At 63.2% G+C, this 24,899-nt stretch carries 21 protein-coding genes and 1 tRNA gene; 18 read left to right on the top strand and 4 right to left on the bottom strand.

Translation table 11 applies throughout. The annotated features are described in order from the left end of the window. Positions 1-252: 252 nt before the first annotated feature. A complete protein-coding gene (locus X735_RS137070) occupies positions 253-1,059 on the bottom strand; it encodes an undecaprenyl-diphosphate phosphatase (protein ID WP_023814166.1) in 807 nt (268 codons plus the stop codon). 160 nt (positions 1,060-1,219) lie between these two features. Here X735_RS137070 and X735_RS137065 point away from each other — a divergent pair, with 160 nt between their 5' ends. From X735_RS137065 to X735_RS137015, 12 genes are all read left to right on the top strand, one after another. Beyond that, positions 1,220-1,912, top strand: coding sequence for a glutathione S-transferase family protein (locus X735_RS137065; RefSeq protein ID WP_023814167.1), 693 nt, complete (start codon positions 1,220-1,222; stop codon positions 1,910-1,912). Then, a complete protein-coding gene (gene queG / locus X735_RS137060; RefSeq protein WP_023814168.1) occupies positions 1,893-3,047 on the top strand; it encodes a tRNA epoxyqueuosine(34) reductase QueG in 1,155 nt (384 codons plus the stop codon). The genes X735_RS137065 and queG overlap by 20 nt, the downstream gene beginning before the upstream one ends. Further along, a complete protein-coding gene (locus X735_RS137055; RefSeq protein WP_023814169.1) occupies positions 3,044-3,943 on the top strand; it encodes an SDR family oxidoreductase in 900 nt (299 codons plus the stop codon). Before queG ends, X735_RS137055 begins: the two co-directional genes overlap by 4 nt. Before the next feature lie 65 nt (positions 3,944-4,008). Further along, entirely contained in the window at positions 4,009-5,097 is a 1,089-nt protein-coding gene (mepA, locus tag X735_RS137050; RefSeq protein ID WP_023814170.1) for a penicillin-insensitive murein endopeptidase, read from the top strand. A 276-nt stretch (positions 5,098-5,373) separates the two neighbouring features. Beyond that, a complete protein-coding gene (locus X735_RS137045) occupies positions 5,374-6,399 on the top strand; it encodes a glucokinase (RefSeq protein ID WP_023814171.1) in 1,026 nt (341 codons plus the stop codon). A 305-nt stretch (positions 6,400-6,704) separates the two neighbouring features. Continuing rightward, entirely contained in the window at positions 6,705-8,564 is a 1,860-nt protein-coding gene (locus tag X735_RS137040) for an ABC transporter ATP-binding protein (protein ID WP_023814172.1), read from the top strand. After that, complete coding sequence (gene dapB, locus X735_RS137035; protein WP_023814173.1) at positions 8,561-9,382, top strand: 4-hydroxy-tetrahydrodipicolinate reductase; 822 nt, start codon at positions 8,561-8,563, stop codon at positions 9,380-9,382. Before X735_RS137040 ends, dapB begins: the two co-directional genes overlap by 4 nt. Positions 9,383-9,423: 41 nt before the next feature. After that, entirely contained in the window at positions 9,424-10,044 is a 621-nt protein-coding gene (locus X735_RS137030) for a 2,3-bisphosphoglycerate-dependent phosphoglycerate mutase (protein ID WP_023814174.1), read from the top strand. A gap of 73 nt (positions 10,045-10,117) precedes the next feature. After that, positions 10,118-10,202 (top strand) — tRNA-Leu (locus tag X735_RS137025). A gap of 171 nt (positions 10,203-10,373) precedes the next feature. Beyond that, complete coding sequence (locus tag X735_RS01235; protein ID WP_023814175.1) at positions 10,374-14,171, top strand: hypothetical protein; 3,798 nt, start codon at positions 10,374-10,376, stop codon at positions 14,169-14,171. A 151-nt stretch (positions 14,172-14,322) separates the two neighbouring features. Then, entirely contained in the window at positions 14,323-16,014 is a 1,692-nt protein-coding gene (locus tag X735_RS137020) for an FAD-dependent oxidoreductase (protein ID WP_023814176.1), read from the top strand. Further along, positions 16,007-16,312 (top strand): UBP-type zinc finger domain-containing protein, encoded by a 306-nt coding sequence (locus tag X735_RS137015; protein ID WP_023814177.1) that lies wholly within the window; start codon positions 16,007-16,009, stop codon positions 16,310-16,312. The genes X735_RS137020 and X735_RS137015 overlap by 8 nt, the downstream gene beginning before the upstream one ends. Before the next feature lie 84 nt (positions 16,313-16,396). Here the strand turns inward: X735_RS137015 and X735_RS137010 are convergent, their stop codons facing one another. The 3 genes from X735_RS137010 to X735_RS137000 form a co-directional block, all read right to left on the bottom strand. Further along, positions 16,397-16,771, bottom strand: coding sequence for a YkvA family protein (locus tag X735_RS137010; protein WP_031213913.1), 375 nt, complete (start codon positions 16,769-16,771; stop codon positions 16,397-16,399). Between the two features lie 79 nt (positions 16,772-16,850). Further along, positions 16,851-17,033 (bottom strand): hypothetical protein, encoded by a 183-nt coding sequence (locus X735_RS137005; RefSeq protein WP_013528612.1) that lies wholly within the window; start codon positions 17,031-17,033, stop codon positions 16,851-16,853. A gap of 132 nt (positions 17,034-17,165) precedes the next feature. After that, positions 17,166-19,151: a BTAD domain-containing putative transcriptional regulator gene (locus X735_RS137000; protein WP_050592765.1), complete on the bottom strand. Its 1,986-nt coding sequence runs from the start codon at positions 19,149-19,151 to the stop codon at positions 17,166-17,168. Between the two features lie 254 nt (positions 19,152-19,405). On the opposite strand from X735_RS137000, the gene X735_RS136995 reads away from it, so the two are divergent. The 6 genes from X735_RS136995 to X735_RS136975 all read left to right on the top strand — a co-directional run. Next, a complete protein-coding gene (locus tag X735_RS136995; RefSeq protein WP_023814181.1) occupies positions 19,406-20,494 on the top strand; it encodes a pyridoxal-phosphate dependent enzyme in 1,089 nt (362 codons plus the stop codon). Between the two features lie 13 nt (positions 20,495-20,507). Beyond that, positions 20,508-21,995: an aspartate aminotransferase family protein gene (locus tag X735_RS136990; RefSeq protein WP_023814182.1), complete on the top strand. Its 1,488-nt coding sequence runs from the start codon at positions 20,508-20,510 to the stop codon at positions 21,993-21,995. Between the two features lie 49 nt (positions 21,996-22,044). Continuing rightward, complete coding sequence (locus tag X735_RS136985) at positions 22,045-22,401, top strand: hypothetical protein (RefSeq protein WP_023814183.1); 357 nt, start codon at positions 22,045-22,047, stop codon at positions 22,399-22,401. A gap of 124 nt (positions 22,402-22,525) precedes the next feature. After that, positions 22,526-22,897, top strand: a complete 372-nt coding sequence (locus tag X735_RS136980; protein ID WP_023814184.1) for a hypothetical protein — start codon at positions 22,526-22,528, stop codon at positions 22,895-22,897. 115 nt (positions 22,898-23,012) lie between these two features. Beyond that, positions 23,013-23,639 carry a (4Fe-4S)-binding protein gene (locus tag X735_RS01000000166480; RefSeq protein ID WP_245273315.1) on the top strand — a complete coding sequence of 209 codons (627 nt, stop codon included), beginning with the start codon at positions 23,013-23,015 and terminating at the stop codon, positions 23,637-23,639. A gap of 205 nt (positions 23,640-23,844) precedes the next feature. Next, the coding region (locus X735_RS136975; RefSeq protein ID WP_023814185.1) for a hydantoinase/oxoprolinase family protein at positions 23,845-24,899 on the top strand (1,055 nt) is incomplete at its 3' end.

Consider the following 24,899-nt stretch of genomic DNA (forward strand, 5'->3'; position numbering starts at 1 on the left):
ATCCACGGGCGGAGCAGGAGCGAAGCTCCGTCGCGGAGACCCGAGGATCCATGCCGCGACCTCTAAGCGCCTCTACGGTGCAGGAATTGGGAGACTTTTCGCCGGATTTGGCGAGCTTGGCGATGGCTATTCTCGATCGCCGAACCCTCCGATCGACGTCACGGCATGGATCCTCGGGTCTGCGCTGCGTCGCTACGCTCCTTGCTCCGCCCGTGGATGACGAAGCGTAGGGTCCGCTTCGCGGATCACTCCTCATCCCCAGATCATCAGCGCCACCAACCCGACACCGCCGACCACTAGCCGCCACCAGCCGAACAGCGCGTAGCCTTTGCGCGAGACGTAGTCGAGCAGGAAGCGCACGACAATCAGCGCCGTGACGAAGGCGGCGACGAAGCCGACGGCGATGATCGGCAGGTCGGCACTGCTCAGCACGTTGCGGTTCTTGAACAGGTCGAAGGCGAAGGCGCCGACCATGGTCGGGATCGCAAGGAAGAAGGAAAATTCCGCAGCCGCGCGCTTATCGACGCCCAAAAGCAGGGCGCCGACGATGGTCGAGCCCGAACGCGATGTGCCGGGAATGAGCGACAGGCACTGGAAAAGCCCGATCTGCAGGTAAAGCCGGGTCGGGAAGCGCTCGACATCGCGGTAGACCGGCTTGAGGTTCATGCGGTCCACCGCCAGCAGCACGACGCCGCCGATGATCAGCATGATGCAGATCAGCCTCGGCGATTCGAACAGCACCGTCTTGATGAAATCATGCGCTAGCGCGCCGATGATCGCCGCCGGCAGGAAGGCGATCAGGATGCCGATGGCGAAATGCCGCGTCAGCCGGTCATGCGGCAGGTCGAGCAGCATCTTCCACAGCCGGCGGAAATAGACGCTGAGGATCGCCAGGATGGCGCCGAGCTGGATCAGGATCTCGAAGGCCTTGCCGGTCGAATGGAAGCCGAGGAAATGACCGGCAAGCAGAATATGGCCGGTCGACGACACCGGGATGAACTCGGTCAGCCCCTCCAGCAGGCCGAGCAGCAGGGCTTCGACGATGGTCTGGCTTTCCATGGCTACCTCGGCATTGGCGTGACGGCTGACAGAAGGGCTTGCTTGTCATGGCGTTGAAGTCCCCCTATAGGTCGCAACACCCTGACGGCCCGCTAACCGGGCGGCCAAGACTTACCGGTGCGCCCTGCGATTCGCCAGTGCGCTTTATTATCGCGGAACCATGCTGACGCTTTTCCACCATCCCATGTTCGCCACCTGTCGCTTCGTCCGCCTCGCTTTCGGCGAGTATGGCGAGGAGTTGGCTCTGATCGAGGAAAAGCCGTGGACCCGGCGCAAGGAGTTCCTGGCGCTGAACCCGGCAGGCACACTGCCGATCCTGCTGGCCGAAGGCGACGTGCCGATCGTCGGCGCGACGGTCATATCGGAATATCTCGATGAAACGCGCGGCGTGCTGAAGCGCGACAAGCGGCTGTTCGCCGAAGACCCGATGCAGCGCGCCGAAATCCGCCGGCTGATCGACTGGTACCTCAACAAGGCTGAAAGCGAAGTCACACGCCATCTGGTGCGCGAGCGCGTGCTGAAGCCGGTGATGCCGGAAACCGCGGGCGGCGGTTCGCCCGATTCGGGCGCGATCCGTGCCGCCCGCGCCAACATCCGCCAGCACATGAAATACACCAACTGGCTGGCCGGCACCCGCCACTGGCTGGCCGGCTCGAGGGTCACCTATGCCGATCTCGCGGCCGCGGCAACGCTGTCGGTGCTCGATTATCTCGGCGAGATCGACTGGCGCGAGCACCCTGCTGCGCGTGAATGGTACACGCGGGTGAAGTCGCGCCCCTCCTTCCGGCCGCTTTTGACCGACCGCGTGCGCGGCCTGTCGCCGGTGTCGCATTATGCGGACCTCGACTTCTGACGCCGCAAAACTGCGCGCGCTGATCGACGCGGAGGCGCGTCGCGCCGGCTTCGATGCCGTCGCCGTCACCACCCCCGATGCGATCCCGCTGGCGCCGGCGCGGCTGGCCGAATTCGTCGCCGATGGCTTTCACGGCTCGATGGGCTGGATCGCCGAGACGCTTCAACGCCGTGGCGAACCGACGGTGCTGTGGCCGCAGGTGCGCTCGATCATCGTGCTGGCGATGAACTACGGGCCCGATCATGATCCGCGTGGCATGCTGGCCAAGCGTGATCGTGGTGCGATCTCGGTCTATGCGCAGAACCGCGACTATCACGAGGTGATGAAGGGTCGGCTGAAGGAAATCGCCGGCAAGCTCGTGGCGCGCGCCGGCGGCGACGTGAAGGTCTTCGTCGACACAGCGCCGGTGATGGAAAAGCCGCTGGCCGAGGCCGCCGGGCTTGGCTGGCAAGGCAAGCACACCAATCTGGTCAGCCGCGAACACGGCTCCTGGCTGTTCCTCGGCACCATCTTCACCACCGCCGAACTCGTGCCCGACCGCGCCGAGATCGATCATTGCGGCTCCTGCCGTGCCTGCCTCGACGCGTGCCCGACCGATGCTTTTCCGGCGCCCTACCGGCTCGATGCGCGGCGCTGCATTTCCTATCTCACCATCGAGAACAAGGGGCCGATCCCGCATGAGTTCCGTGAAAAGATCGGCAACCGCATCTATGGCTGCGACGATTGTCTTGCCGCCTGCCCGTGGAACAAATTCGCCAGGGCGGCTTCCGAAGCAAAACTCGTGGCGCGCGATGATTTGCGCGAGCCGCCGCTCGCCGACCTTTTGGGTCTCGATGACGCGGCCTTCCGCGCTTTCTTCTCCGGTTCGCCGATAAAACGCATCGGCCGCGACCGGTTCATCCGCAACGTGCTGATCGCCGCCGGCAATTCCGGCGATGCGTCGCTGTCTGGCGCAGTGCGTTCGCTGCTCAGCGATCCGTCGCCGCTGGTGCGGGGCGCGGCAATATGGGCGCTGGCGCGGCTGGTGCCGGACGCCGAATATTCCGAACGGGCCGCTGCCGGCCTGAACACCGAGAGCGACGAAGCCGTGCGCGACGAATGGCGTCTGGCACGGCCAACCAGGGCGAAGGCATGAGTGAAAAGCACATCTTCATCTTCGGCGCCGGCTATTCCGGCAGGGCTTTTGCTCGGGCCAACAAAGGCGCCGCGATGATCTTCGGCACGACACGCTCGCCGGAAAAATTCGAGACGCTACGGCAGGCCGGTATCGCGCCGTTCCTGTTCGACGGAGCGATGACCGGCGAAATCGGTGATGCATTGGGAAAAACAACGCATCTGCTGATTTCGATTGCCCCGGAAGAGGCCGGCGATCCCGTTTTGAATGCCGCGCGCGCGGCAATCGCTCAAATGCCTTTGCTGGAATGGATCGGCTATCTCTCTACGGTCGGGGTTTATGGCAATTATGACGGCGCCTGGGTTGATGAAACGGCTGAATGCCGGCCGGTGTCGAAGCGCTCGGTGATGCGAGTTGCCGCCGAACAGGACTGGCTGGAGCTGGGCCGCGAGATCGGCCGACCGGGGGCGATCCTGCGCCTGTCCGGCATCTACGGCCCCGGCCGCAACGCGCTGGTCAATCTGGAAAACGGCACCGCAAGGCGGCTGGTCAAGCCAGACCAGGTGTTCAACCGCATCCATTGCGAGGACATTGCAGGCTCCCTGTGGCAGCTCATCGAAGGAAACACAGGCGGCATCTTCAACGTCACCGACGATCTGCCGGCGCCGCCACAGGATGTCGTCGCCTATGCCGCTTCGCTGATGGGCATAGAGCCGCCGCCCGAGATTCCCTTCGACGCCGCCCAACTTTCGCCCATGGCGCGGTCCTTCTATGGCGAGAACAAGCGTGTCGCCAACGCGGCGATCAAGGCGGCGGGCTATTCCCTGCGCTTTCGCGACTACCGCGCCGCCTTCGATCATATGTGGGCAAGCGGCGATTGGCGTGACGGCGAAGCGCGCAGCCCGATGAAGCGCTGACGATCGAAGCCGCGGGCGCGGCGTGCTATGATTCGGCCTTGGGATTGCGGTGGAGAACCGGGTTCATGAAGACAGCGATGAGGCCATCTTTCGGCAAAACGCCCCTGTTGGCCGCTGCGCTCGGCCTGCTTGCCGTGCTTGGGTTAGCCGTTCAGCCGGCGAGCGCCGAGGAGCGGGCAAAAGACCTGTTCGGCGCCAAGAAACTGCCGGCCGCGACCGCGGCGCAGTCGATCGGATTCTATTCCAAGGGCTGTTTTGCCGGCGGCGTCGCCATTCCCTTGGACGGTCCGACCTGGCAGGTGATGCGGCCGTCGCGCAACCGCCGCTGGGGCCATCCGGCGATGATCGCGGTAGTCGAGAAATTGTCGCGCGACGCAGCGGCCGATGGTTGGCCAGGCCTGCTGATCGGCGACATTTCGCAGCCGCGCGGCGGCCCGATGCTGACAGGACATGCCTCGCACCAGATCGGGCTCGACGCCGACATCTGGCTGACGCCGATGCCCAACCGCCCGCTGTCGATGGCGCAGCGCGAATCGATGAGCGCCACCTTGATGGTCGATGAGAAGACCCATCTGGTGAAGGACGCGCTGTGGACGCCAGCGCACACAAAGCTTTTGAAGCGGGCGGCGAGCTACAGCCAGGTCGAGCGCATCCTGGTCAATCCGGGCATCAAGAAAAAGCTCTGCGACACCGTCAAGGGCGACCGCTTCTGGCTGCGCAAGGTCAGGCCGTTCTGGGGCCACGACTATCATTTCCACATGCGCATCGGCTGTCAGCCCGGATCGCCCGGCTGCAAGGCGCAGGAAGCGACGCCGGACGATGACGGTTGCGGCAAGCCGCTGGCCTGGTGGTTCACGCAGGAGCCCTGGCGCCCCAACAAGAACCCGGATGCGCCCAAGGCGCGCGACCTGATGACGATGGCGAACCTGCCGAGCGAATGCCGCGCCGTGCTCGACGCGCCGGGGCCTTCGTCGGCCGAGGCGGCGACCTACCATGGCGGCGGCGTGCCGGTCGCGGCTGCCGCGCCCGAACCCGAAGCGCCCTCGTTGCCCGCCACCCCGGCCGCCGCCGGCTTGCCAAGCACGATGAACGCTTTCACGGCGACGCCCGAGATCGGCGTGCCGCTGCCGAGACCGCGGCCGCCTGGAAACTGACGATCACGGCTTATAGCTTACAGCTTNGCCCGAGATCGGCGTGCCGCTGCCGAGACCGCGGCCGCCTGGAAACTGACGATCACGGCTTATAGCTTACAGCTTATAGGCAGGCTCAATCGGTTCAGCGCCGCATTTTTGCGAAACCGTGGCGGTTTGGCCGCAGAGCCGGCCTCAGCGCGCCGCCGGGGTCGAAAACCGTTTCCCTTTTCAAACCCATGCGCTAGTCAACGGAAGAACGGCCAGATGCCGTCGGGGGCGCCGGAGACGGACGAGAGCATGCCACGCACAGGCGACGACGACACTTTGCTGCGGTTTCCGATCCTGATCGGCGACATCGGCGGCACCAATGCGCGCTTTTCGATCGTGCTCGACGCCAATTCCGAGGCTGGCGAGCCGACCATCGTCCAGACGGCAAACTACAACACCATCGACGAGGCGATCCAGGCGGCCGTGCTCGACCGCTCGTCGGTGCGTCCCAATTCGGCGGTGCTGGCGGTGGCTGGCCCGGTCGACGGCGACGAGATCGAGCTGACCAACTGCCCCTGGATCGTCAAGCCGAGGAAAATGTTCGCCAGCCTCGGCCTGAGCGACATCGTCGTGCTCAACGATTTCGAGGCGCAGGCGCTGGCCGTCGTCGCGCTCGGCGAGGAGCACATGGAAAAGATCGGCGGCGGCACGCCGGAGCCCAATGCCGGGCGCGTCGTGCTCGGTCCGGGAACCGGGCTCGGCGTCGCCGGGCTGGTCCATGCGCTGCACCACTGGATACCGGTCCCCGGCGAGGGCGGCCATATGGACATCGGCCCGCGCACACCGCGCGATTTCGAGGTTTTTCCGCATATCGAGAAGCTCGAAGGCCGCGTTTCGGGCGAGCAGATCCTGTGCGGGCGCGGTCTGGTCAATGTCTACCGGGCGGTGGCCAAGGCGGACGGCAAGGCGTCGCCCTTCACGACGCCGGCCGAGATCACTGCCGCGGCACTTGCGAAAACCGATCCGGTTGCCGAGGAAGCGCTGGAGATCTTCGTCACCTGCCTTGGGCGCACCGCAGGCGACCTTGCTCTGGTATTCATGAGCCGCGGCGGCGTGTTCCTCACCGGTGGCATCGCGCAGAAGATCGTGCCGGCGCTGAAAGCCGGCAATTTCCGGGCCGCTTTCGAGGACAAGGCGCCGCACAGCGCGATGATGCGCACCATGCCGGTCTATGTCATCACCCACCCGCTGGCCGCACTTCTGGGCCTTGCCGCCTATGCCAGGACCCCCTCGCTGTTCGGTGTCCAGACGGAGGGCCGGCGCTGGCAGGCCTGAAAGCCAGCGAAGCGCTCGCGCCCCCGCGACGAAGTTAATCAGGTGCGGGCATAGGCAATCAGGCCGCAGGGCGTTAAGAGGGGTGCCGAATTTGCAGCCCCGGTCCCACGAGGCGGAAAACCACAAAGCGCTCCCGATTTGACACTTCAAGCTCCAAACAAACAAAAAGCCCGGCCCGGCGAGGTCACAGCGGTGCTCCGCCGCATCCTCGCTGAAAACGGCAACGAGTATNAGCATGATGTCGTCCGAAAACCGCTTCACACTTTTCGGCATCATGCTCTAGCAAACCACGAAGCGCCCGCGATTTGACCGCTCAAAGTCCACTCAAACTGAAAGTCCAGCCAGCTGAGGTCACTGCGGTGCTGCGCCGCATCCTGGCCGAAAACGGTAGTGAATATCGCTGGACCTATGTCGTTGCCGTCGGCTGCCTGCTGATTGTTTCCGCCACCACCGCCTTCACGGCGTGGATCATGGCCCCGATGATCAACCAGATCTTCTACGAACGACGCGGCGATATGCTCTGGTTGATCTGTGCCGGTTTCATGGGAGCCTCCCTGCTGCGCGGCTTCGCCGGTTACGGCCAAGCAGTCGCGCTGGCCAGTATCGGCAACAATCTGGTCGCGCGCTACCAGAAGCGCAGCTTCGACCATCTGATGAAGCTCGGCGTCAACTTCTTCAACGATACGCGTTCCGGTCGGCTGGCGGCACAGGTCAGCGAGAATGTCGGCGGCGTTCGCGATCTGCTGTCGCTGACACTGACCTCCATCAGCCGCGACGCGGTCACGCTGATCGCTCTCGTCGGCGTGATGATCTATCAGGATCCGGTGTTGTCGCTCAGCTCGCTGCTGATCGGCCCTCCACTGATCTGGGCCGTCGTCTATATCACCCGCCGACTGCGGCGTATCAACCGGGAATCCGTCCTGATCAATTCGCGGCTGAACGGGTCCGTGCAGGAAGCCACGCAAGGCATCGCCATCGTCAAGGCCTTCACCTTGGAGGCCGAGCTGGCGCGCCGCATCGGCATCATGGCGGACACGGCCGAGCAGCGTAACAACAAGATCGCCCGCGTCTCGGAGCGGCTGTCGCCGATTTCCGAGATTCTGGGCGGTCTCGCCATCACCTCCGTGCTTGCCTATTCCGGCTACCGGGCGCTGTATCTTGGGCAGCCGCCGGGCGCGGTTTTCTCCTTCATCACCGCACTGATCATGGCTTACGATCCGGCAAGACGCCTGGCGCGCACACAGGTGGGCATGGAACGTGCCCTGGTCAACGCGCGCATGATCTACGAGTTGCTCGACCTGGAGCCGAAACAGGGCGACGCACCCGATGCCGTCGAGGCGAGGATCACCACCGGCGAGGTGCGTTTCGACAATGTGACGTTCGGCTACAGCGCCGACATGCCGGTGCTTAGGGACCTGAGCTTTACCGCCGCGGCCGGCAAGGTGACGGCGATCGTCGGTGCGTCGGGCGCCGGCAAATCGACGCTGGTGGCGCTCTTGCAGCGCTTCTACGACGTCGACCGGGGCAGCATCGAGGTCGATGGCCAGGACATCTCGAAGGTAACCAAGCATTCGCTGCGGCAGTCGATCGCCTATGTGGCGCAGGCGCCCTATCTGTTCGAGGGCACGATCCGCGACAACATCCGCTACGGCCGTCTGTCGGCCACGGACGCCGAGATCGAGCAGGCGGCGAAACAGGCGGCAGCCGACGAGTTCATCCGCCAGCAGCCGCAAGGTTACGACACGCCGGTCGGCGAAGGCGGCTCGACCCTTTCCGGCGGCCAGCGCCAGCGCGTCTCGATCGCCCGCGCCATCGTGCGCCAGGCACCGATCCTGCTGCTCGACGAGGCGACATCGGCGCTCGACAACGAGGCGGAGGCGCGCGTCCAGGAAGCGCTGACCCAAGTCATGCAAGGCCGCACGACCATCGTCATAGCGCATCGGCTGTCGACGGTGGTCAATGCCGACCACATCATCGTGCTGGAAGAGGGACGGTTGGTCGAGGAAGGCACTCATGCGACGCTGATGGCCGACCCGGACAGCATCTATTCCCGCTTCCACCGCATCCAGGGCAAGAAGGGACTGGGGCTTGTCGAGGACCGCGAGCCGATCCAAACTCCGGTCCGGGCCACGCGTGCGAAGAAGACTGCTGTGAGGAGCACATGAGCGAAGCAGGCGATATGGGCCTGGTGGTGGTGGGCGCTGCCGGCCGCATGGGCCAGACGCTGATCCGCGCCATCCACACTGTCCCCGGCGCGCGGGTCATCGGCGCGGTCGAGCGTGCGGATTCACCCCATCTGGGCAAAGATGCCGGCGAACTCGCCGGCATTGGCCGCATCGATGTGGCGATCAGCGGCGATCCGCTGCCGGTCTTCGCCAAGGCCGATGGCGTGCTCGATTTCACCACCCCGGCCTCATCAGTGGAATTCGCCGGCTACGCGGCGCAGGCGCGCATCGTCCATGTCATCGGCACGACGGGCTGTTCAGCCGACGATAACGCGAAAATAGCGGCGGCGGCGCGCCACGCGACGATCGTCAAATCGGGCAATATGAGTCTCGGCGTCAATCTTCTGGCGGTGCTGGTCGAACAAGCGGCGCGCGCGCTCGACGCCGACGATTTCGACATCGAGATCCTCGAAATGCACCACAAGCACAAGGTCGATGCCCCGTCGGGCACGGCACTTCTGCTGGGCGAAGCCGCCGCTGCCGGTCGCGGCATCGCGCTTTCCGGCAATGACGTGCGGGTCCGCGACGGCCACACCGGCGTGCGCAAGACGGGCTCGATCGGCTTTGCCACGCTGCGCGGCGGCTCGGTGGTCGGCGACCACAGCGTGATGCTGGCAGGCACCGGCGAGCGCATCACGCTTGCCCACCATGCCGAGGACCGCGCCATCTTCGCCCGCGGCGCCGTCAAGGCGGCGCTTTGGGCGCGCGGCAAGAAGCCGGGGCTGTATTCGATGCGGGACGTGCTCGGCCTCAGCTGAGCGGCCAATCTGCCAACTTGCCCAACCTGAAGGGAGCAAACATGTCGAGAACCCTCGTGCTCGTGCGCCACGGCCAGAGCGAATGGAATTTGAAAAACCTGTTCACCGGCTGGCGCGACGTCGACCTGACCGAGCAGGGCCACGCCGAGGCCAAGGCCGCCGGCCAGAAGCTCAAGGCGCGCGGCCTGAAATTCGACATCGCCTTCACCTCGGCGCTGATCCGGGCGCAAAAGACCTGCCAGCACGTTCTCGACGCGGTCGGCCAGAGCGACCTGAAGACCATCCGCGACCAGGCACTGAACGAGCGCGATTATGGCGATCTCTCCGGCCTCAACAAGGACGACGCCCGCGAGAAATGGGGCGAGGAGCAGGTGCATGTCTGGCGCCGTTCCTACGACGTGGCGCCGCCCGCCGGTGAAAGCCTGAAGGACACCGGCGCCCGCGTCTGGCCCTATTACCTGCATGATCTGCAGCCGCATGTGCTGCGTGGCGGCACCGTGCTGGTCGCCGCGCACGGCAACTCGCTGCGCGCGCTGATCATGGCGCTCGACGGCAAGTCGGGCGAGGAGATCGTAAAGCTGGAACTCGGCACCGGCGTGCCGGTCATCTACCAGCTCAACGCCGATTCCACCGTCGCGTCCAAGGAAGTGCTGGACGACTGAGCCGGCGAACGGAGCAACCGCGAAAAAAGCGCGTTGACACACATCGCTTGCCCGCTTACATGAGCCCGCACCAGCCCAGATGGCGGAATTGGTAGACGCGCACGGTTCAGGTCCGTGTTCCGCAAGGAGTGGAGGTTCGAGTCCTCTTCTGGGCACCAAATTCCCGTTTCGAACGATTCGACGGTTCAGAAACTTAGAGAAAAGCCCGGTTCGCCCGGGCTTTTTTCGTCTGGCGCTTCGGCGCGCCGACTGGTTGTCCACCACCCACGTATGAGCCAATATCTATTACACGGGTATGTTGTGCTGGCTTTTGTCAGTAAAGTGCACGCATGAGCAGCTACCTCAACGTAAGCGCAGATGATGTCCAAAACCTTTCAGACTCCGACCTTCGAGAGCTCATTGCTCGCCTTGCACAGGCGGACGTGAGGTCAGCGGGATTTTCAACCAATGCTGTAACATGGGGCGGCGACCAGCGTGCTGAAGACGGTGGCATCGACGTACGCGTTGCACTCGGAGCCCTAGAGAAAATCTCCGGGAACATACCCGCATCTCAGACAGGTTTTCAGGTTAAGGCTGATAATTTCGCGAGTGCGGATATCGTTAAGGAAATGATGCCAAAGGGGGCAATTCGGCCATGTATTTCGGAACTCGCAGTAAGCAAAGGGGCCTACGTAATAGTTTCCTCTAAATCGTCAGTCGCGGATAGCGCACACAAGCGCAGATTGGTGGCCATGAATAAATGCCTGTCGGAAGCTGGATTGGCGGGCAAAGTGACAGTCGAGTTTTATGACCGCAGACGAATCGCCACATGGATTGAAAAATACCCTTCACTTGTTGCGTGGGTGCGTGAACTCAGCGGGCGCAGCGCGCAGGGATGGCAATCCTTTAGCGCTTGGGCTCACCGTGAAACCGATGTGAACGCAACGTATGTACTCGATGAAAAAGCCAAGGTGCTCGGACCGGATGCAAGCGATGGTATCACGGTTGCCGCAGCAATCGATCGCATTCGGCGCGACCTCGACAAGGAGAGGGCTTCAGTTCGTATCACCGGATTATCCGGTGTAGGCAAGACCCGCCTTGTGCAAGCTCTTTTCGACGAGCGACTGACTACGTCAAGCCCGCCCCTCAACCGCAACGAGGTCCTGTATACGGATCTTTCCGACGATCCGCACCCTGCCCCAATACACCTAGTCGAAGCGCTGCAGGCCAGAGAGGACCGTGGCCTGCTAGTAGTCGACAATTGCGGCTTCGATCTTCATCAACGCCTTACCGAGAAGGTACAGCAGCCAAACAGCAAGCTCTCGCTCTTAACCGTTGAATACGACATTCGAGAACATATCCCCGAGGGCACGAGTTCCTATCGGCTAGAGCCGTGCTCTGATGAGTTGATAAGGCGGCTTGTCAGCGATAGGTATCCGAGCCTGACACGCCAAGACATTGAAACGCTCTCGGACTTCTCAGGGGGGAATGTTCGTGTCGCCTTCGCTCTCGCTGAAACGTCGTCCGTCGGCGGTCAACTGTCGAAGCTTGAAGACGAGCAACTTTTTATCCGCCTTTTCCAACAAGCGAAGGCCGAAGACAATGAATTGCTAAGGGCCGCAGAGGTCTGCTCGATGCTCTATTCGTTTGAAGGCGAACTGGACGGGGGAGACGATGCGGAATTACCTATGCTGGCAGCCCTCGCTGGAATGTCCTTCAACCGGCTCTATGCTCATGTTGAGGAACTGAAAAGGCGCGGGTTAGTTCAGCAGCGAAGCCGCTGGCGGGCCGTGCTTCCGCATGCGATTGCCAATCGCCTCGCGCAAAGGGCATTTCAGAACTTCCCCATTCAAACGCTCCAAAGAACTTTTGTCGATGAGACGAGCAAAAGAATAGCCCGATCCTTCTCTAGGAGACTGGGATATCTGCACGACGAAAAGGTCGCAAGAACGATAGCGTCCGAGTGGTTAGGTCCCGATGGCTTGCTTGGAAAGCCTGACACACTGAACGAGTTGGGCCAAGATATGTTCGGCAACATAGCTGCTGTCGATCCGAGCGCAGCAGTAGCCGCAATTGCGCGATCTACAGGAAATCCAGATTTTCTTTCAACTAGAAATGGCGTTCGCTCAAAATTTGTTCGAGTACTGAAGTCGGCCGCCTACGACCCCGATCTCTTCGGAAAATGTGTTACTACACTGATGCTTTTCGCGAAGGCGGAAGGGGCTGGCTACAATCAGAACTCCGCCAATGAAGCGGTTAAATCGCTGTTTTTCGTTCAGTTTTCAGGAACGGAAACTCCTCATCCGGCGCGGGCAGCGTTAGTTCGGCGCTGCCTCTCGTCAGAAGAGGCCAGTCAGTGTGAATTTGGGCTGACGTTTCTCGGCGCAGCCCTCAAGACCTCAAACTTCATGCCCTCGCAAACCTTCGATTTCGGCGCTCGCTCTAGGAGCTACGGCTGGCATCCAAGAACTCAGGATGACGTACAAAAGTGGTTCTCGTGTTTTATTGAGATAGCTACGGAATTTGGAACTGCGAGGACCAGTGTTGGTGCAAGGGTAAGATCGATATTCGCCGACAAATTTCCGGGGCTTTGGTCGCGCACCGGAATGTTAGAAAAGCTTGAAGTCGCGGCCAATGGTTTCTTTTCGATTGACGGTTGGCCTGAGGGCTGGCGTGCCGTGAAAGCGACCATTCGTAGGGAGGCGGGTGGAAAGGCGTCTGAACGCTTGCTTGCCCTTGAAGCTGCGTTAGCACCAATCGACCTTGTGACGGAAATACGAGCGAAAGTACTGACGCGGGGCCAGTTTCCGGCGGACGATCTAGTGCTGGGTAGTGACTTGACCCCCTCGGGGCGTCATCGGCTTTGGTCGGAAACCATGCGCCAGCTCGGACGACGGGCAGGGACAGACCGAGACGCAATTTCACAACTAGTCTCAGACCTGGCTATCAATTTCCGAGGGGAAGGTTGGAGCTTTGGTGTCGGTGCGGGAGAGACAATTGATGACCCCATTTCCTACTTGGAGGAAGTCAAACAAGCGATTTGCCGCTCGGGTAGTGATCTGAGTTTTGGATTCATACGCGCCTTTTTACATGGCGCCGGAAAAATGCACTCCTCCGCAATTTCCAGATTTATGGATATGGCCGTGAGTGACGTACTATGGGGTCCATATTTTCCAGCACTACAGACGAGTGTCGAGCTGAATGAAGACGCCGTCAAAAGGCTGATCTTGTCCGCCGATTTAGGACTAACCCCTACCTTTCGCTTCGACAGTTTGGGAGGAGGGATGGTCACAGAGTCACTATCCGCGGAGCAGATTCGTCGCCTAATTCATGCGATTTCTGCAGCCAACGACGGTCAAAAGCATGCAGCTCATATTCTAGCAATGGTCATTCATCTCGCCGACGACAAATCTGAGGACTACAGGCGGGAGCTTCGCAACACTTGCAGGCGATTCCTTTGCAGCCTCGATTGGGACCAAGACATACGAGACGACCATCATTTCGAAACAGTTTGCAGCTTTGCCTTCAAGGGGATTGACGCTGAATCAGATGCCTTGGAGATAGTGCGTAAACTTCGAAGCAAGTTCAGCCGATATGAATATTATCGTCTACCCGGTCTCCTAAATCCGATGTTTGAACATCATGCGTACGCGCTACTAGACGAGATATTTGAACCAGACAGCGATGGTGGATATCGAACCGCCGGCGCCATTATCAGCGCGACTGCTTGGGATTATCATCAGCGGCCGATAAATTCTGCGCCACCAGAAGTCGTGGTTCTTTGGTGCTCAGCGGATTTCGCTACCCGCGTTCCTTTTATTGCCCAGCATTGCACCATTTTTGATCAAGATCGGGATGAAAGCACAAAGGGTTGGAGTCCACTGGCTTTGTCATTGATCGATTGTGCAGAAGATCGGTTAGGAATATTTCGTATTTTTGTAGATCGAATAGAGCCAACGAGTTGGTCGGGGTCACGCGCTGTGCTTGTCAGGTCTCGCGCCGCCCTGCTCGATCAACTTCAAGGGAGGCATAGAGACATTCCTCTTAAAGAAATCAGCGAAACAAAAGCCCGCCTGGAGGAACAGGCCGCCGAATATCAGAGACATGAACGGCAACAGTATCGCGATTGGGACGAGCGTTTCGAGTAGCCGCACACGAAAACACGGAATTGCGATCAGAATTTCAAATTCCCTTAGAAAGCCGCTCGATCTGATTTACAGATCCAAAGAGAACCTCCCCTCCCGGCCAGTCCCCTCACAAACCGCTTCAAACTCCGCGCCCGCTTCGCTACGCTCAATCATGGCTCAATCCACCACCCAGATCTTCGGTGCCCGCCGCGACCAGGCGTTCCCCACGCTGGCCGAGGTGGACATCGACCGCATGCGCCGGTTCGGCGAGGCCAGCGCCTATGCGGCCGGCGAGAACATCGTCACGGCAGGCGATGTGGCGCCCGGTCTGATCGTCGTGCTGTCGGGCAGCGTGGATATCACCCAGGACGGGGGGCTCGGCCGGCACGAGACGATCGTCACGCATGGCCCAGGCAGTTTTGTCGGCGAGCTGGCGCAGCTTTCGGCCCGTCCTTCGCTGGTCAATGCGCAGGCCGCCGAACCGGTGGAGGCATTCGTCATCGCCTCGCAGCGGCTGCGCGACCTCATGGTGCAGGAGGCCAATCTCGGCGAGCGTATCATGCGGGCGCTGATCCTGCGCCGCGTCGGGCTTTTGGAGAGCGCCACCAGCGGGCCGATCATCATCGGACCCCAGGACAATGCCGACGTGTTGCGGCTGCAGGGTTTCCTCGCCCGCAGCGGCCAACCGCACCGCGTGCTCGATTCAGACAGCGATCCCTGCGCCAAAACCCTGGTAGAACGCTTCGAGGTCGATCCGCACCACCTGCCGATCGTGCTCTGTCCAAACGGCAGGCTGCTGATGAACCCGGGTGAAAAGGACCTCGCCCGCTGCATCGGCCTGCTGCGGCCGATCGATGCCGATACGGTGTATGACGTGGCCATCGTCGGCGCCGGCCCGGCAGGGCTGGCGGCGGCGGTCTATGCGGCATCCGAAGGCCTGTCGACGATCGTGCTCGATTGCCGTGCCTTCGGCGGACAGGCCGGCGCCTCCTCGCGCATCGAGAATTATCTCGGTTTCCCCACGGGCATTTCGGGCATGGCGCTGATGGCGCGCGCCTACAACCAGGCGCAGAAATTCGGCGTCGAAATGGTGATCCCGGACGAGGCGAAGCTTTTGAGCGCTGCCGCCGACGCGTCAGGCGCCCGCTATCTGCTCGATGTCGGCGACGGCGAGACCGTGCGCGCGCGCAGCGTGGTGATCGCCAGCGGCGCGCGCTATCGCCGCATCGACATCGCCAATCTGGCGCGGTTCGAGGGAACGTCCGTGCATTATTGGGCGTCGCCCATCGAAGGCCGGCTTTGCGCGGGCCAGGAAGTGGCGCTGGTCGGCGCCGGCAATTCGGCCGGACAGGCGGCCGTCTATCTGGCCAGTCATGCGCGGAAAGTGGCGCTGCTGGCGCGCGGCGGCAGCCTCGATGCCAGCATGTCGCGCTATCTGGTCGAGCGCATCCGGGCGCAGCCGAACATCGAGGTGCTGACCGGGACCGAAATCGAGGCTCTGGAGGGCGAAGAGGGCAATCTTGCAACAGTGCGCTGGCGCAACCGCGCCAGCGGCGCGGAAACCACGCGCTCGATCCGCCATCTCTTCCTCTTTATCGGCGCCGATCCGAATACCGATTGGCTGGCGAACTGCGATGTGGCGCTGGACGCCAGAGGTTTCGTGCGCACCGGCTCGGACATAGGATCGGCGCAGATGGAGACCAGCCGCAGCGGCGTGTTCGCCATAGGCGACGTCCGCGCCGGCTCGGTCAAACGTGTCGCGGCGGCTGTCGGCGAGGGCGCCCAGGTGGTCGCGGCATTGCATGCATATCTCGCGCGCGGCAACGCCGATACACCTCGAATGGCAGGAGAGCATCATGGATGAATGCAGACATACGCGCGACATCAGGAAGGTGACGCCGAGCGCCCTCGGCTGCGAGGAATGCCTGCAGAGTGGGTCGCAATGGGTGCATCTGCGGCTCTGCCGCACCTGCGGCCATGTCGGCTGCTGCGACGACTCGCCCAACCGCCACGCCACCAAGCATTTCCACGCCACCAAGCATCCGATCATCGAGGGCTACGATCCGCCCGAAGGCTGGGCATGGTGCTATGTCGACGAGGTTTTTATCGAGCTTGGCGACGATGTGACCCCGCAGAACGGTCCGATCCCGCGCTTTGTTTGAGCGACGCCAGATGGCGAAGGAATCCCGAGGCGCGATCCATCCGGGCTTTCTTGGCGGCAGCCTCCCTGCTGAACGGCTTGGCAGTCAGTCGGCGAAATATAGATATTCCAGCCAGCCGGCCAGCACGATCGAGGCCGCCCAGATACAAACAATGATCACCGCCGCGCTACGGCTCACGGGCCTGTCAGCGGCAAGGGCAGCGGCCTCCCTGTGTTCCGCCATCACCTCGGGCGGTATCATCCTGACCACGGCAAGGACGCCCAAAGGGACAAGGATCACGTCGTCGAGATAGCCGATCACCGGAATGAAATCGGGAATCAGGTCGATTGGCGACAAGGCATAGCTTGCAACACACACGGCAAGCGCCTTGGCGTACCAGGGCGTTCGGGGATCGCGAGCGGCGAGGTAGAGCGCATGCACATCCCGCTTGATCGTTCGGGCCCACTCATTCAGTGCCATCGGATGATTTTAGCGCCAAATGAAAACCGCCGATAGCGCACGCCTCCGAGAGTGTCTCGAAGAACCGATGACCGCTGGTTTACCGCACGGAGCCGGTGACGGTCGGGTCGATCATGCTGGGAACGGACTTGCGTTCGTTTCCGGCAAGCGCCGCTATGATCAGCAGGCTGGCAACCACCGGGACAAATAGGATGGCGACGCGAGCTTGCACGTAAAAGATGGCGCGCCATTCATTGCGCTTGTCGGGGCTGTTGCTCATCATACTCACTTTGTCGGTCCCCCACGCGGTGACATAGCCGCGAACGGTTAAACAACTCCTTCCGACTTCGTTAACCCGACGGAATTGAGGCGAAATTCCCAGGCGATCCCAGAGATGGCGATGCCATGCCAGGCTTCAGTTCAGCCCGATAAGCCTGGCGCCCTGCCGGAACAGCGTCACGGCGTCCGGCTCGAAGCGGAAGGTGCCGATGAAATCGTCGGCGCAATAGTCCGGCCTTGTCTTGCGAATGGCGGCGGCGAAGCCGCGCGCCTCGTCGAGCCGTCCGGCCAACGCTAGGCAGTGTGCGGCGATCGCCAGTATGATGGCGTGGGCGTTGGGCCGCGCCGCCGCCTTCAGCGCCCATTCGGCCGCTTCCTCGAACTGGCCGAGCCGGACATGCGCCATGGCGCGTGCGCCCAGCATGCCGAACAGCAGCGGGTCGAACGGGCTGAGATGGCGCGAATGATCGGAAGAGCCTATCGCCGCTCGCGGGTCGCCCGACTGCGAATGCACGAAGGACAGCGCGTAGTGGCCGAGCGCGAAGTTGGGGCTGAGATCGACAGCCCGTTCCAGTTCGAGTAGCGAACCGTCCTGCTCGCCGCGCAGCCACAGCGCCCGGCCCATTGCCCAATGCGCGGCCGGATTGTGGTCGTCGACCAGCAGGCTGTGTCCGGCGCTCTCGAAGGCCAGCGCGCTTTCGCGGTCGCGGTCGCCCCAGCGCTGGAAGGCGTTCTGCCAGTGGGTGAAGGACAGGCCGGCATAGGCGCGGGCAAAGGTCGGGTCGAGCTGCAAGGCCTGGGCAAAGAAATGCCGCGCCTGCTCGTTTTCGGCCTGGGTGAAGCGGTACATGTGCCAGAGTCCGCGATGGTAGGCCTCCCAGGCGTTGAGCGAGCTGGGCGCCTTCAGCATGGCGCGGTTGCGCTCGACTGTTTCGATCTCGGCCGAGATCGAGGAGACGATGCTGTTGCCGATGTCGTCAAGCACGGAAAAGATGTCATCGGGCCTGCGCTCGAAGGTCTCGGCCCAGACGATCCTGGCGCTGCGCACCTCGATCAGTTCGACGCTGACGATGAGGCGGCCGGACGGGCTGCGCACGGTGCCGGTGGCGACATAGTCGACATTCAGCCGGCGGCCGGCATCCTCGGGCGCGATGTTCTGCTCTGCCAGCGCAAACACCGATCCGCGCGCGATGACGAAGAAGTCCCTGAGCTTGGCCAGGCGGGTGATGATGTCGTGGGTGAAACCGTCGGCCAATCCGCCGCGTGCGCCGCCGACCTCCTCGACAAACGGCATCACCGCCAGCGAAGCATGGCTGGGCTCGACCGGGCCGGGTGCGGTCGGCGTGGCCACCAATGGCGATAGTGTGGACAGGCAGGCCGTCCGAAGCGAGATGCCCGACTGTCGGTCACGGATCGCCCGCCAGGCCGCGCGAAGCGGTGCGAAATCCAGTTCTTCCGATTTGAACAACTGTTCTGCCGCCGCCAGATGCTCTTCAGCCGCGCCGATCTCGCCGCGTCCGGCCAGACCTGCCAAAAGTGCCGCATGTGCACGCCGGTCGAACGGCGCCAGTTCCACCCATGTGTCGAGATGGGCGATCGCCTCGTCGCTGTCTGCCGCCAGGCTGCCGACGAGTTGCTCCAGCACGGCGACGTGGCACGAGTGGAAGCGGCGGCGCTGCGCGGTCAGCCAGCTGTTGAAATGCGGGCTGCGCTCGAGCTCCAGCCCGTCGAGGAAATCGCCGGCAAACAGTCTGGCCAGCGCCCGCAAGCGCTCGACATCAAGGGTGCCGAGCCCTTGCGTGGCGGCCTGGCTCACCTCCAGCGCATCGACCAGGCAATCGCTCAGATCGAGTGCGACCGTGTCGCCCTGTGTCGCGACCCGGTGTCGGCCCACCGCGTCGAGCGTGCTCCGCAGCTTGCTCAGGCACCAGCGCAGTTCGCCCCTTGGGTCGTTCGGCACATCCCACAACAACTCGCACAGGCGACTGCGGCCGACCGGATGCGGCGCCAGCGCCAGATAGGCGAGCAGCGCGCGCAGCTTGCGTGACGCAGGCAGGGTAACCGGAGCGCCGTCGTGGGAGATCATCAGCGGCCCGAGCAGGCGCACGGAAAGGACCGGCATCTCGACGTCCAGCCTCGATCGGTTGGATTCCACGTGCGTTTCCACGCCTGCTCCCACGCTGGCCTGTCGGCCTCTCCTGTATCACCAAACACGACACGGCGCATCCGGCAGCGGATTTCAGCGCCCGATACAGCCATTGCCGCTGTGCGGCATGTCAGTCCTAGCGCGGCAAGGTCACCAAATCTCGCCGCCCAACCCGCTGGCTTGTAACCGGCCCGTGAAGACAAAACACGATGACAATCAGGGAGACCAAGATGTTGCAGCAGCAGAAGATCAGAACCACGGCCGGGCGCGGCCGCCTGTTCGACAGCATTCTCGACACCGTCGGCGACACGCCGGTGGTTCGCATCAACAATCTCGGACCGGCCCACGCGACGATCTACGTCAAGGCCGAGTACTTCAATCCCGGCGCTTCGGTGAAGGACCGGCTGGCGCTCAACATCATCGAGGAGGGCGAGCGCAGCGGTGCGCTGAAGCCGGGCCAGACGGTGGTCGAGGCGACCAGCGGCAACACCGGCATCGGCCTCGCCATGGTCTGCGCGCAGAAGGGTTATCCGCTGGTCGTCACCATGGCCGACAGTTTTTCGGTCGAGCGCCGCAAGCTGATGCGCATGCTGGGCGCCAGGGTGGTGCTGACGCCGCGCGCTGAAAAAGGTTTCGGCATGTACAAGAAGGCGGTGGAACTGGCCGAGGCCAATGGCTGGTTTCTCGCCCGCCAGTTCGAGACGGCCGCCAACGCCGCCATCCACGAGGCGACGACGGCGCGCGAGATCGTCAATGATTTCGCCGGCTCGCGGCTCGATTGCTTCGTCACCGGCTATGGCACCGGCGGCACGGTGGTCGGCGTGGCGCGCGTGCTGCGCCGCGAGTGTCCGGAAACCCGTATCGTGCTGTCCGAGCCGGCCAACGCGCAGCTCATCGGCAGCGGCAAGGTGCAGCAGCGCGGCGCCGATGGTGCCCCGGCCGCCAGCCATCCAGCCTTTGAACCGCACCCGATCCAGGGCTGGACGCCGGATTTCATCCCCAACGTACTGCAGGAGGCGATCGACACCAGCCTCTATGACGAGGTGATGCCGATCGCCGGACCCGAAGGCATCAAATGGGCCAGAGAATTGGCGCGGAAAGAGGGCATCTTCACCGGCATTTCCGGCGGCGCGACCTTCGCCGTGGCACGGCAGGTCGCGGAGAAGGCGCCGGCTGGCGCGGTGATCCTGTGCATGCTGCCCGACACCGGCGAGCGCTACATGTCGACACCGCTGTTCGACGGCATCGAGGCCGAGATGGATGCCGACGAGACTGCCCTGTCGCGCTCGACGCCCGGCTGTCAGTTTCCCGCGGCTTGACGGGAGATCCGTCATGGACGCCGTGCAAGAAAACCTCGGCCTGGTGGCCGAGGAAACGCTCGATCCCCTGGACTGGGCCGATGTGCAGGCCCTGTCGCACCGGGTCATCGACGATGCGGTCGATTATCTCCGCGATGTGCGCGACCGCCCGGTCTGGCGGGAGATGCCGGCCGATGTGAGAAAGGCCTTCTCGGCGCCGCTGCCGCGCTCCCCGGCGCCGCTGGATGCTGTCTATGCCGAGGTGTCCCGCACGGTGATGTCCTATCCGATGGGCAATATCCATCCGCGCTTCTGGTCCTGGTATATGGGGTCGAGCAACTTCACCGGCGCGCTCGGCGATTTCCTGGCGGCTATCCAGGGCTCGAACCTCGGCGGCGGCAACCACGCCGCCGGGCTGATGGATAGCCAGGTGGTGAACTGGTGCAAGGAGATGCTGGGCTTTCCAGCTTCTGCCGGCGGTACCTTGGTCAGCGGCGGCTCGATGGCCAACATCATAGGGCTGACCGTGGCGCGCAATGTCAAGGCCGGCATCGACGTGCGTGAGCACGGTGTCGCCGCCATCGAAAAGCCGCTGCGCTTCTACGGCTCGGAGCAGATCCACTCGTGCCACCGCAAGGCGATGGAGGCACTCGGCCTCGGCAACCGGGCACTGCGCCGCATACCGACCGATGCCGGGCTGCGCATCGATATCGCTGCCTTGCGTGCGGCGATCACCGAGGACCGCAGGGCAGGGTTCAAACCGGCCTGCGTCATCGGTACGGCCGGCACGGTCAACACCGGGGCGATCGACGATTTGCAGGCGCTTGCGAAGCTGGCACATGAGGAAGACCTCTGGTTCCATGTCGACGGCTGCATCGGCGCGCTGATCGCCATTGCGCCTGAAAATGCCCATCGCGTCGCCGGCATCGAACGGGCGGATTCGGTCGCGCTCGATCCGCACAAATGGCTGCACGCGCCATTCGAGGTCGGCTGCGCCCTGGTCAGGGATGCCGCCGCGCATCGCGGGGCCTTCGCTGTGACGCCGGAATATCTGGAATCGATGCCGCGCGGCCTCGCTTCCGGCGAATGGTTGCACGACTACGGCCTGCAGACGTCGCGCGGTTTTCGCGCGCTGAAGGTGTGGATGGCACTGAAGGAGCACGGTGTCGAGAAATTCGGCCGCCTGATCGACCAGAACATTGCTCAGGCCGTCTATCTTGCCGGCCTGATCGAGGCCGCACCGCGGTTGCAGCTGGCGGCATCGCCGACCGTCAACATCGTCTGCTTCCGCTATCAGCCCGGTCTGACAGGCGAGGCTCTGAAGGCGCTCAACACGGAGATCATGCTGCGGCTGCAGGAACAGGGCATTGCGGCCCTTTCGGACACCACGGTGCATGGCGAGCACTGGTTGCGCGTGGCGATCACCAACCATCGCACACGGCGCGAGGATCTCGACCTTCTGGTGCATGAAACGGTGCGGCTGGGGCATGACATCGCAACGCAGGGTTCCGCGCCTTCCTAGTTACGGGCAGGCATGCGATTCTGCCGCGATGATTCGGGAGATCCAGGCCGTGACGCTGTTTCGTATGGTTGCACTGGCAGCGCTGGTCTTCACCGCCCCGGCGCAGGCCGCCGACATGGCCTTTTTCGTCAAGAACCTGCGCAAGGAATCTGTCGCGGTCGAGCTGTTCAGCCGCGACCGTGAGACGGTCTGGCCGGGCAATGACAAGGTGTTCCTGATCGAACCCGAGTCGCAGAAATCCGTGCCGCTGTCCTGCAATCAGGGCGAACATATCTGCTACGGCGCCTGGGCCGACGGCAATGACAGCATCTCCGCCGGCGTCGGGCCGGACAATGACCAGCCCTGCGACACCTGCTGCTTCATCTGCGTGGAACATTCCACCGAGACGATCGATCTGGTGCCGTAGAGCGCGGAAGTTTCGTTGGACCCAAATTAAGTCGGGGATCGGCCCGTCCGGTCCACTTCCGCGATTCAGCGCTGCATGCAATGGTCGCCCCGCGGCCGGGTGGGCCGCTTGTTCGGGGGTTATCATGTTTCATGCCTATGCGCGCCGCATGCTGGCCGCGCTGTCCTTCGTCATGCTGGTTGCGTCGGCGGCGCAAGCCGACGATGTCACCTTCGCCATCAAGAACAGCCACCCCAACGCCATGCGCGTCGAGCTCTACAGCCAGGATCGCGACTATGTCTGGCCGGGCGAGGACAAGGACTACGTCCTCGACGACGGCGAGACCAAGCAGCTGCCGATATCCTGCAACGCGGGCGAATCGATCTGCTACGGCGCCTGGGTCGATGGCGATGAGGGCACCTATTGGGGCGTCGGTCCAGGCAACACGGAAAAATGCGAAGATTGCTGCTACACCTGCAACGGCGGCGAGACCGAGGAGATCGAGCTGGTCCCCTGACCGGTTTGCCAGCTTGACGGTCTTCGGGCCGGAAGCCATGGCCTGTGCAAATACCCAGCGCGCGCCGCCTCGAACTGTTCAGACGCGACGCGCTTCAGGCAAAAGGAGCTCAGCTATGGCCGGCATGGTCGAAAGCGACAAGATCGACGTCGGGTTTTCCGGCAAGCGTTGCATCCATTCGCGCAACTGCGTGCTCGGCGATCCGAATGTCTTCGTGCCCAACGCGCCGGGCCAATGGATCCATCCCGAGGCGGCCAGCGTCGAGAAGATCGTTGCCATCGCCGAAAGCTGCCCCTCGGGCGCCATCACCTACATCAGGAAGGATGGCGGGCCGCAGGAGCAGCCGCCGGTGGTCAACACCGTGCGGCTGCGCGAAAACGGCCCGCTGGCGGTACACGCCGGGATCGTGCTCGACGGCGAGACTTCTTATCGTGCCACGCTCTGCCGCTGCGGCGCCTCGGAAAACAAGCCGTTCTGCGACGGTAGCCACAACAAGTCAGGTTTTGCCGCCACCGGCGAGCCACCGCTGAAGGACACGCTGGCGCTCGAAGCGAGGAATGGTCCGCTGAAAGTGACGCCGACCACCAATGGCCCGCTCAAGCTAGAGGGCAATCTCGAGATCGTCACCGGAACCGGCCATACGGTCGNCGGCGGGACAGCACCCCCCTCTGTCCTGCCGGACATCTCCCCCGCAAGGGGGGAGATTGGCAGTTTCCGCCGGCGGCGCCCTTTTCGGCATTGAAGATTGGCGAAAGCGGGGATGACATCCGATCTCCCCACTTGCGGGGGAGATGCCTGGCAGGGCAGAGGGGGGTGCTGTCCCGCCGACCTCGCTTGTTCACCACCACCAACCTACCTACCGTGGCCCAGCGCTCGCGGCTTTATCGTCCGCTCCGTATCGGCTAAGGGCAGGGACAAATAAATTGCCACCCGGACCGCCGCCAAAAATGACAGCCAAGACCAAGCCAAAGCCGCTGTTCCTCGGGATCGACACCGGCGGCACCTATACCGATGCCGTGTTGTGGTCTGAGACGGAAGGCCCGCAAGAGGGGCCGAACAAGGGCAAGGTGCTGGCCAAGGCCAAGGCGCTGACCACACGGCATGACCTCGCCGTTGGCATTTCCGGCGCCGTCGACGCGGTGCTGCAGAAAGCCGGCACCGATCCCGCCGCCATCAAATTGGTGTCGATGTCGACGACGCTTGCCACCAACGCGCTTGTCGAGGGCCAGGGCGGCCGCGTCGCGCTGGTGATGATCGGCTTTTCCGAGGGCGACCTCGCCCGCGACGGGCTGAAGGCCGCGCTCGGCACCGATCCGGTGGTTTTTTGTCCGGGCGGCCACGATGTGCACGGCAATGCCGCCAAGCTCGATCTGTCTGGACTGGAGGCGGCGTTGCCGGAACTCGGCGCCTCGGTGTCCGGCTTTGCCGTCTGCGCCTATTTTGCCACCCGCAATCCGGCGCATGAGATCGCCGCCCGCGAGTTGATCCGCGAAAAGACAGGCCTGCCGGTCACATCGAGCCACGAGCTGTCGGCCAAGCTCGGCGGCCCGCGCCGGGCACTCACCACTCTGCTCAACGCCAGGCTGATCTCAATGATCGACCGGCTGGTGGCGGCAACCGAAGGCTTTCTCCAGGCGCGCAACATTGCAGCCCCGCTGATGGTGGTGCGCGGCGACGGTGCGCTGGTTTCGGCAGCGTTTGCCCGCCAGCGGCCGATCGAGACCATCCTGTCCGGCCCGGCCGCCAGCCTGGTCGGCGCCCGCCACATGACCGGGCTCGACAATGCTGTGGTGTCGGACATCGGCGGCACCACCACCGACGTCGCCGTGCTCGACGGCGGCCGTCCCAGGCTCGACCCGGAAGGCGCCACCGTCGGCGGCTTCCGCACCATGGTCGAGGCCGTCGCCATGCGCACCTTCGGCCTCGGCGGCGATTCCGAAGTGGCGCTGGAAGATGGCGCGCTCAACCCGAAGATCCTGCTCGGGCCGCGCCGCCTGGTGCC

The organism is Mesorhizobium sp. L2C084A000 (assembly GCF_000502875.1).
GTDB lineage: Bacteria > Pseudomonadota > Alphaproteobacteria > Rhizobiales > Rhizobiaceae > Mesorhizobium.

Excerpts from the sequence above, each read along its gene's own strand:
- X735_RS01235 (WP_023814175.1), top strand. The coding sequence starts at position 10,374 with ATGAGCAGCTACCTCAACGTAAGCGCAGATGATGTCCAAAACCTTTCA.
- X735_RS137020 (WP_023814176.1), top strand. The coding sequence starts at position 14,323 with ATGGCTCAATCCACCACCCAGATCTTCGGTGCCCGCCGCGACCAGGCG.
- mepA (WP_023814170.1), top strand. The coding sequence starts at position 4,009 with ATGAAGACAGCGATGAGGCCATCTTTCGGCAAAACGCCCCTGTTGGCC.
- X735_RS136990 (WP_023814182.1), top strand. The coding sequence starts at position 20,508 with ATGGACGCCGTGCAAGAAAACCTCGGCCTGGTGGCCGAGGAAACGCTC.
- X735_RS137005 (WP_013528612.1), bottom strand. The coding sequence starts at position 17,033 with ATGATGAGCAACAGCCCCGACAAGCGCAATGAATGGCGCGCCATCTTT.
- X735_RS137055 (WP_023814169.1), top strand. The coding sequence starts at position 3,044 with ATGAGTGAAAAGCACATCTTCATCTTCGGCGCCGGCTATTCCGGCAGG.
- X735_RS137030 (WP_023814174.1), top strand. The coding sequence starts at position 9,424 with ATGTCGAGAACCCTCGTGCTCGTGCGCCACGGCCAGAGCGAATGGAAT.
- X735_RS136980 (WP_023814184.1), top strand. The coding sequence starts at position 22,526 with ATGTTTCATGCCTATGCGCGCCGCATGCTGGCCGCGCTGTCCTTCGTC.
- X735_RS137070 (WP_023814166.1), bottom strand. The coding sequence starts at position 1,059 with ATGGAAAGCCAGACCATCGTCGAAGCCCTGCTGCTCGGCCTGCTGGAG.
- X735_RS136995 (WP_023814181.1), top strand. The coding sequence starts at position 19,406 with ATGTTGCAGCAGCAGAAGATCAGAACCACGGCCGGGCGCGGCCGCCTG.
- X735_RS137065 (WP_023814167.1), top strand. The coding sequence starts at position 1,220 with ATGCTGACGCTTTTCCACCATCCCATGTTCGCCACCTGTCGCTTCGTC.
- X735_RS137015 (WP_023814177.1), top strand. The coding sequence starts at position 16,007 with ATGGATGAATGCAGACATACGCGCGACATCAGGAAGGTGACGCCGAGC.
- dapB (WP_023814173.1), top strand. The coding sequence starts at position 8,561 with ATGAGCGAAGCAGGCGATATGGGCCTGGTGGTGGTGGGCGCTGCCGGC.
- X735_RS137010 (WP_031213913.1), bottom strand. The coding sequence starts at position 16,771 with ATGGCACTGAATGAGTGGGCCCGAACGATCAAGCGGGATGTGCATGCG.
- X735_RS137000 (WP_050592765.1), bottom strand. The coding sequence starts at position 19,151 with ATGCCGGTCCTTTCCGTGCGCCTGCTCGGGCCGCTGATGATCTCCCAC.
- queG (WP_023814168.1), top strand. The coding sequence starts at position 1,893 with ATGCGGACCTCGACTTCTGACGCCGCAAAACTGCGCGCGCTGATCGAC.
- X735_RS137045 (WP_023814171.1), top strand. The coding sequence starts at position 5,374 with ATGCCACGCACAGGCGACGACGACACTTTGCTGCGGTTTCCGATCCTG.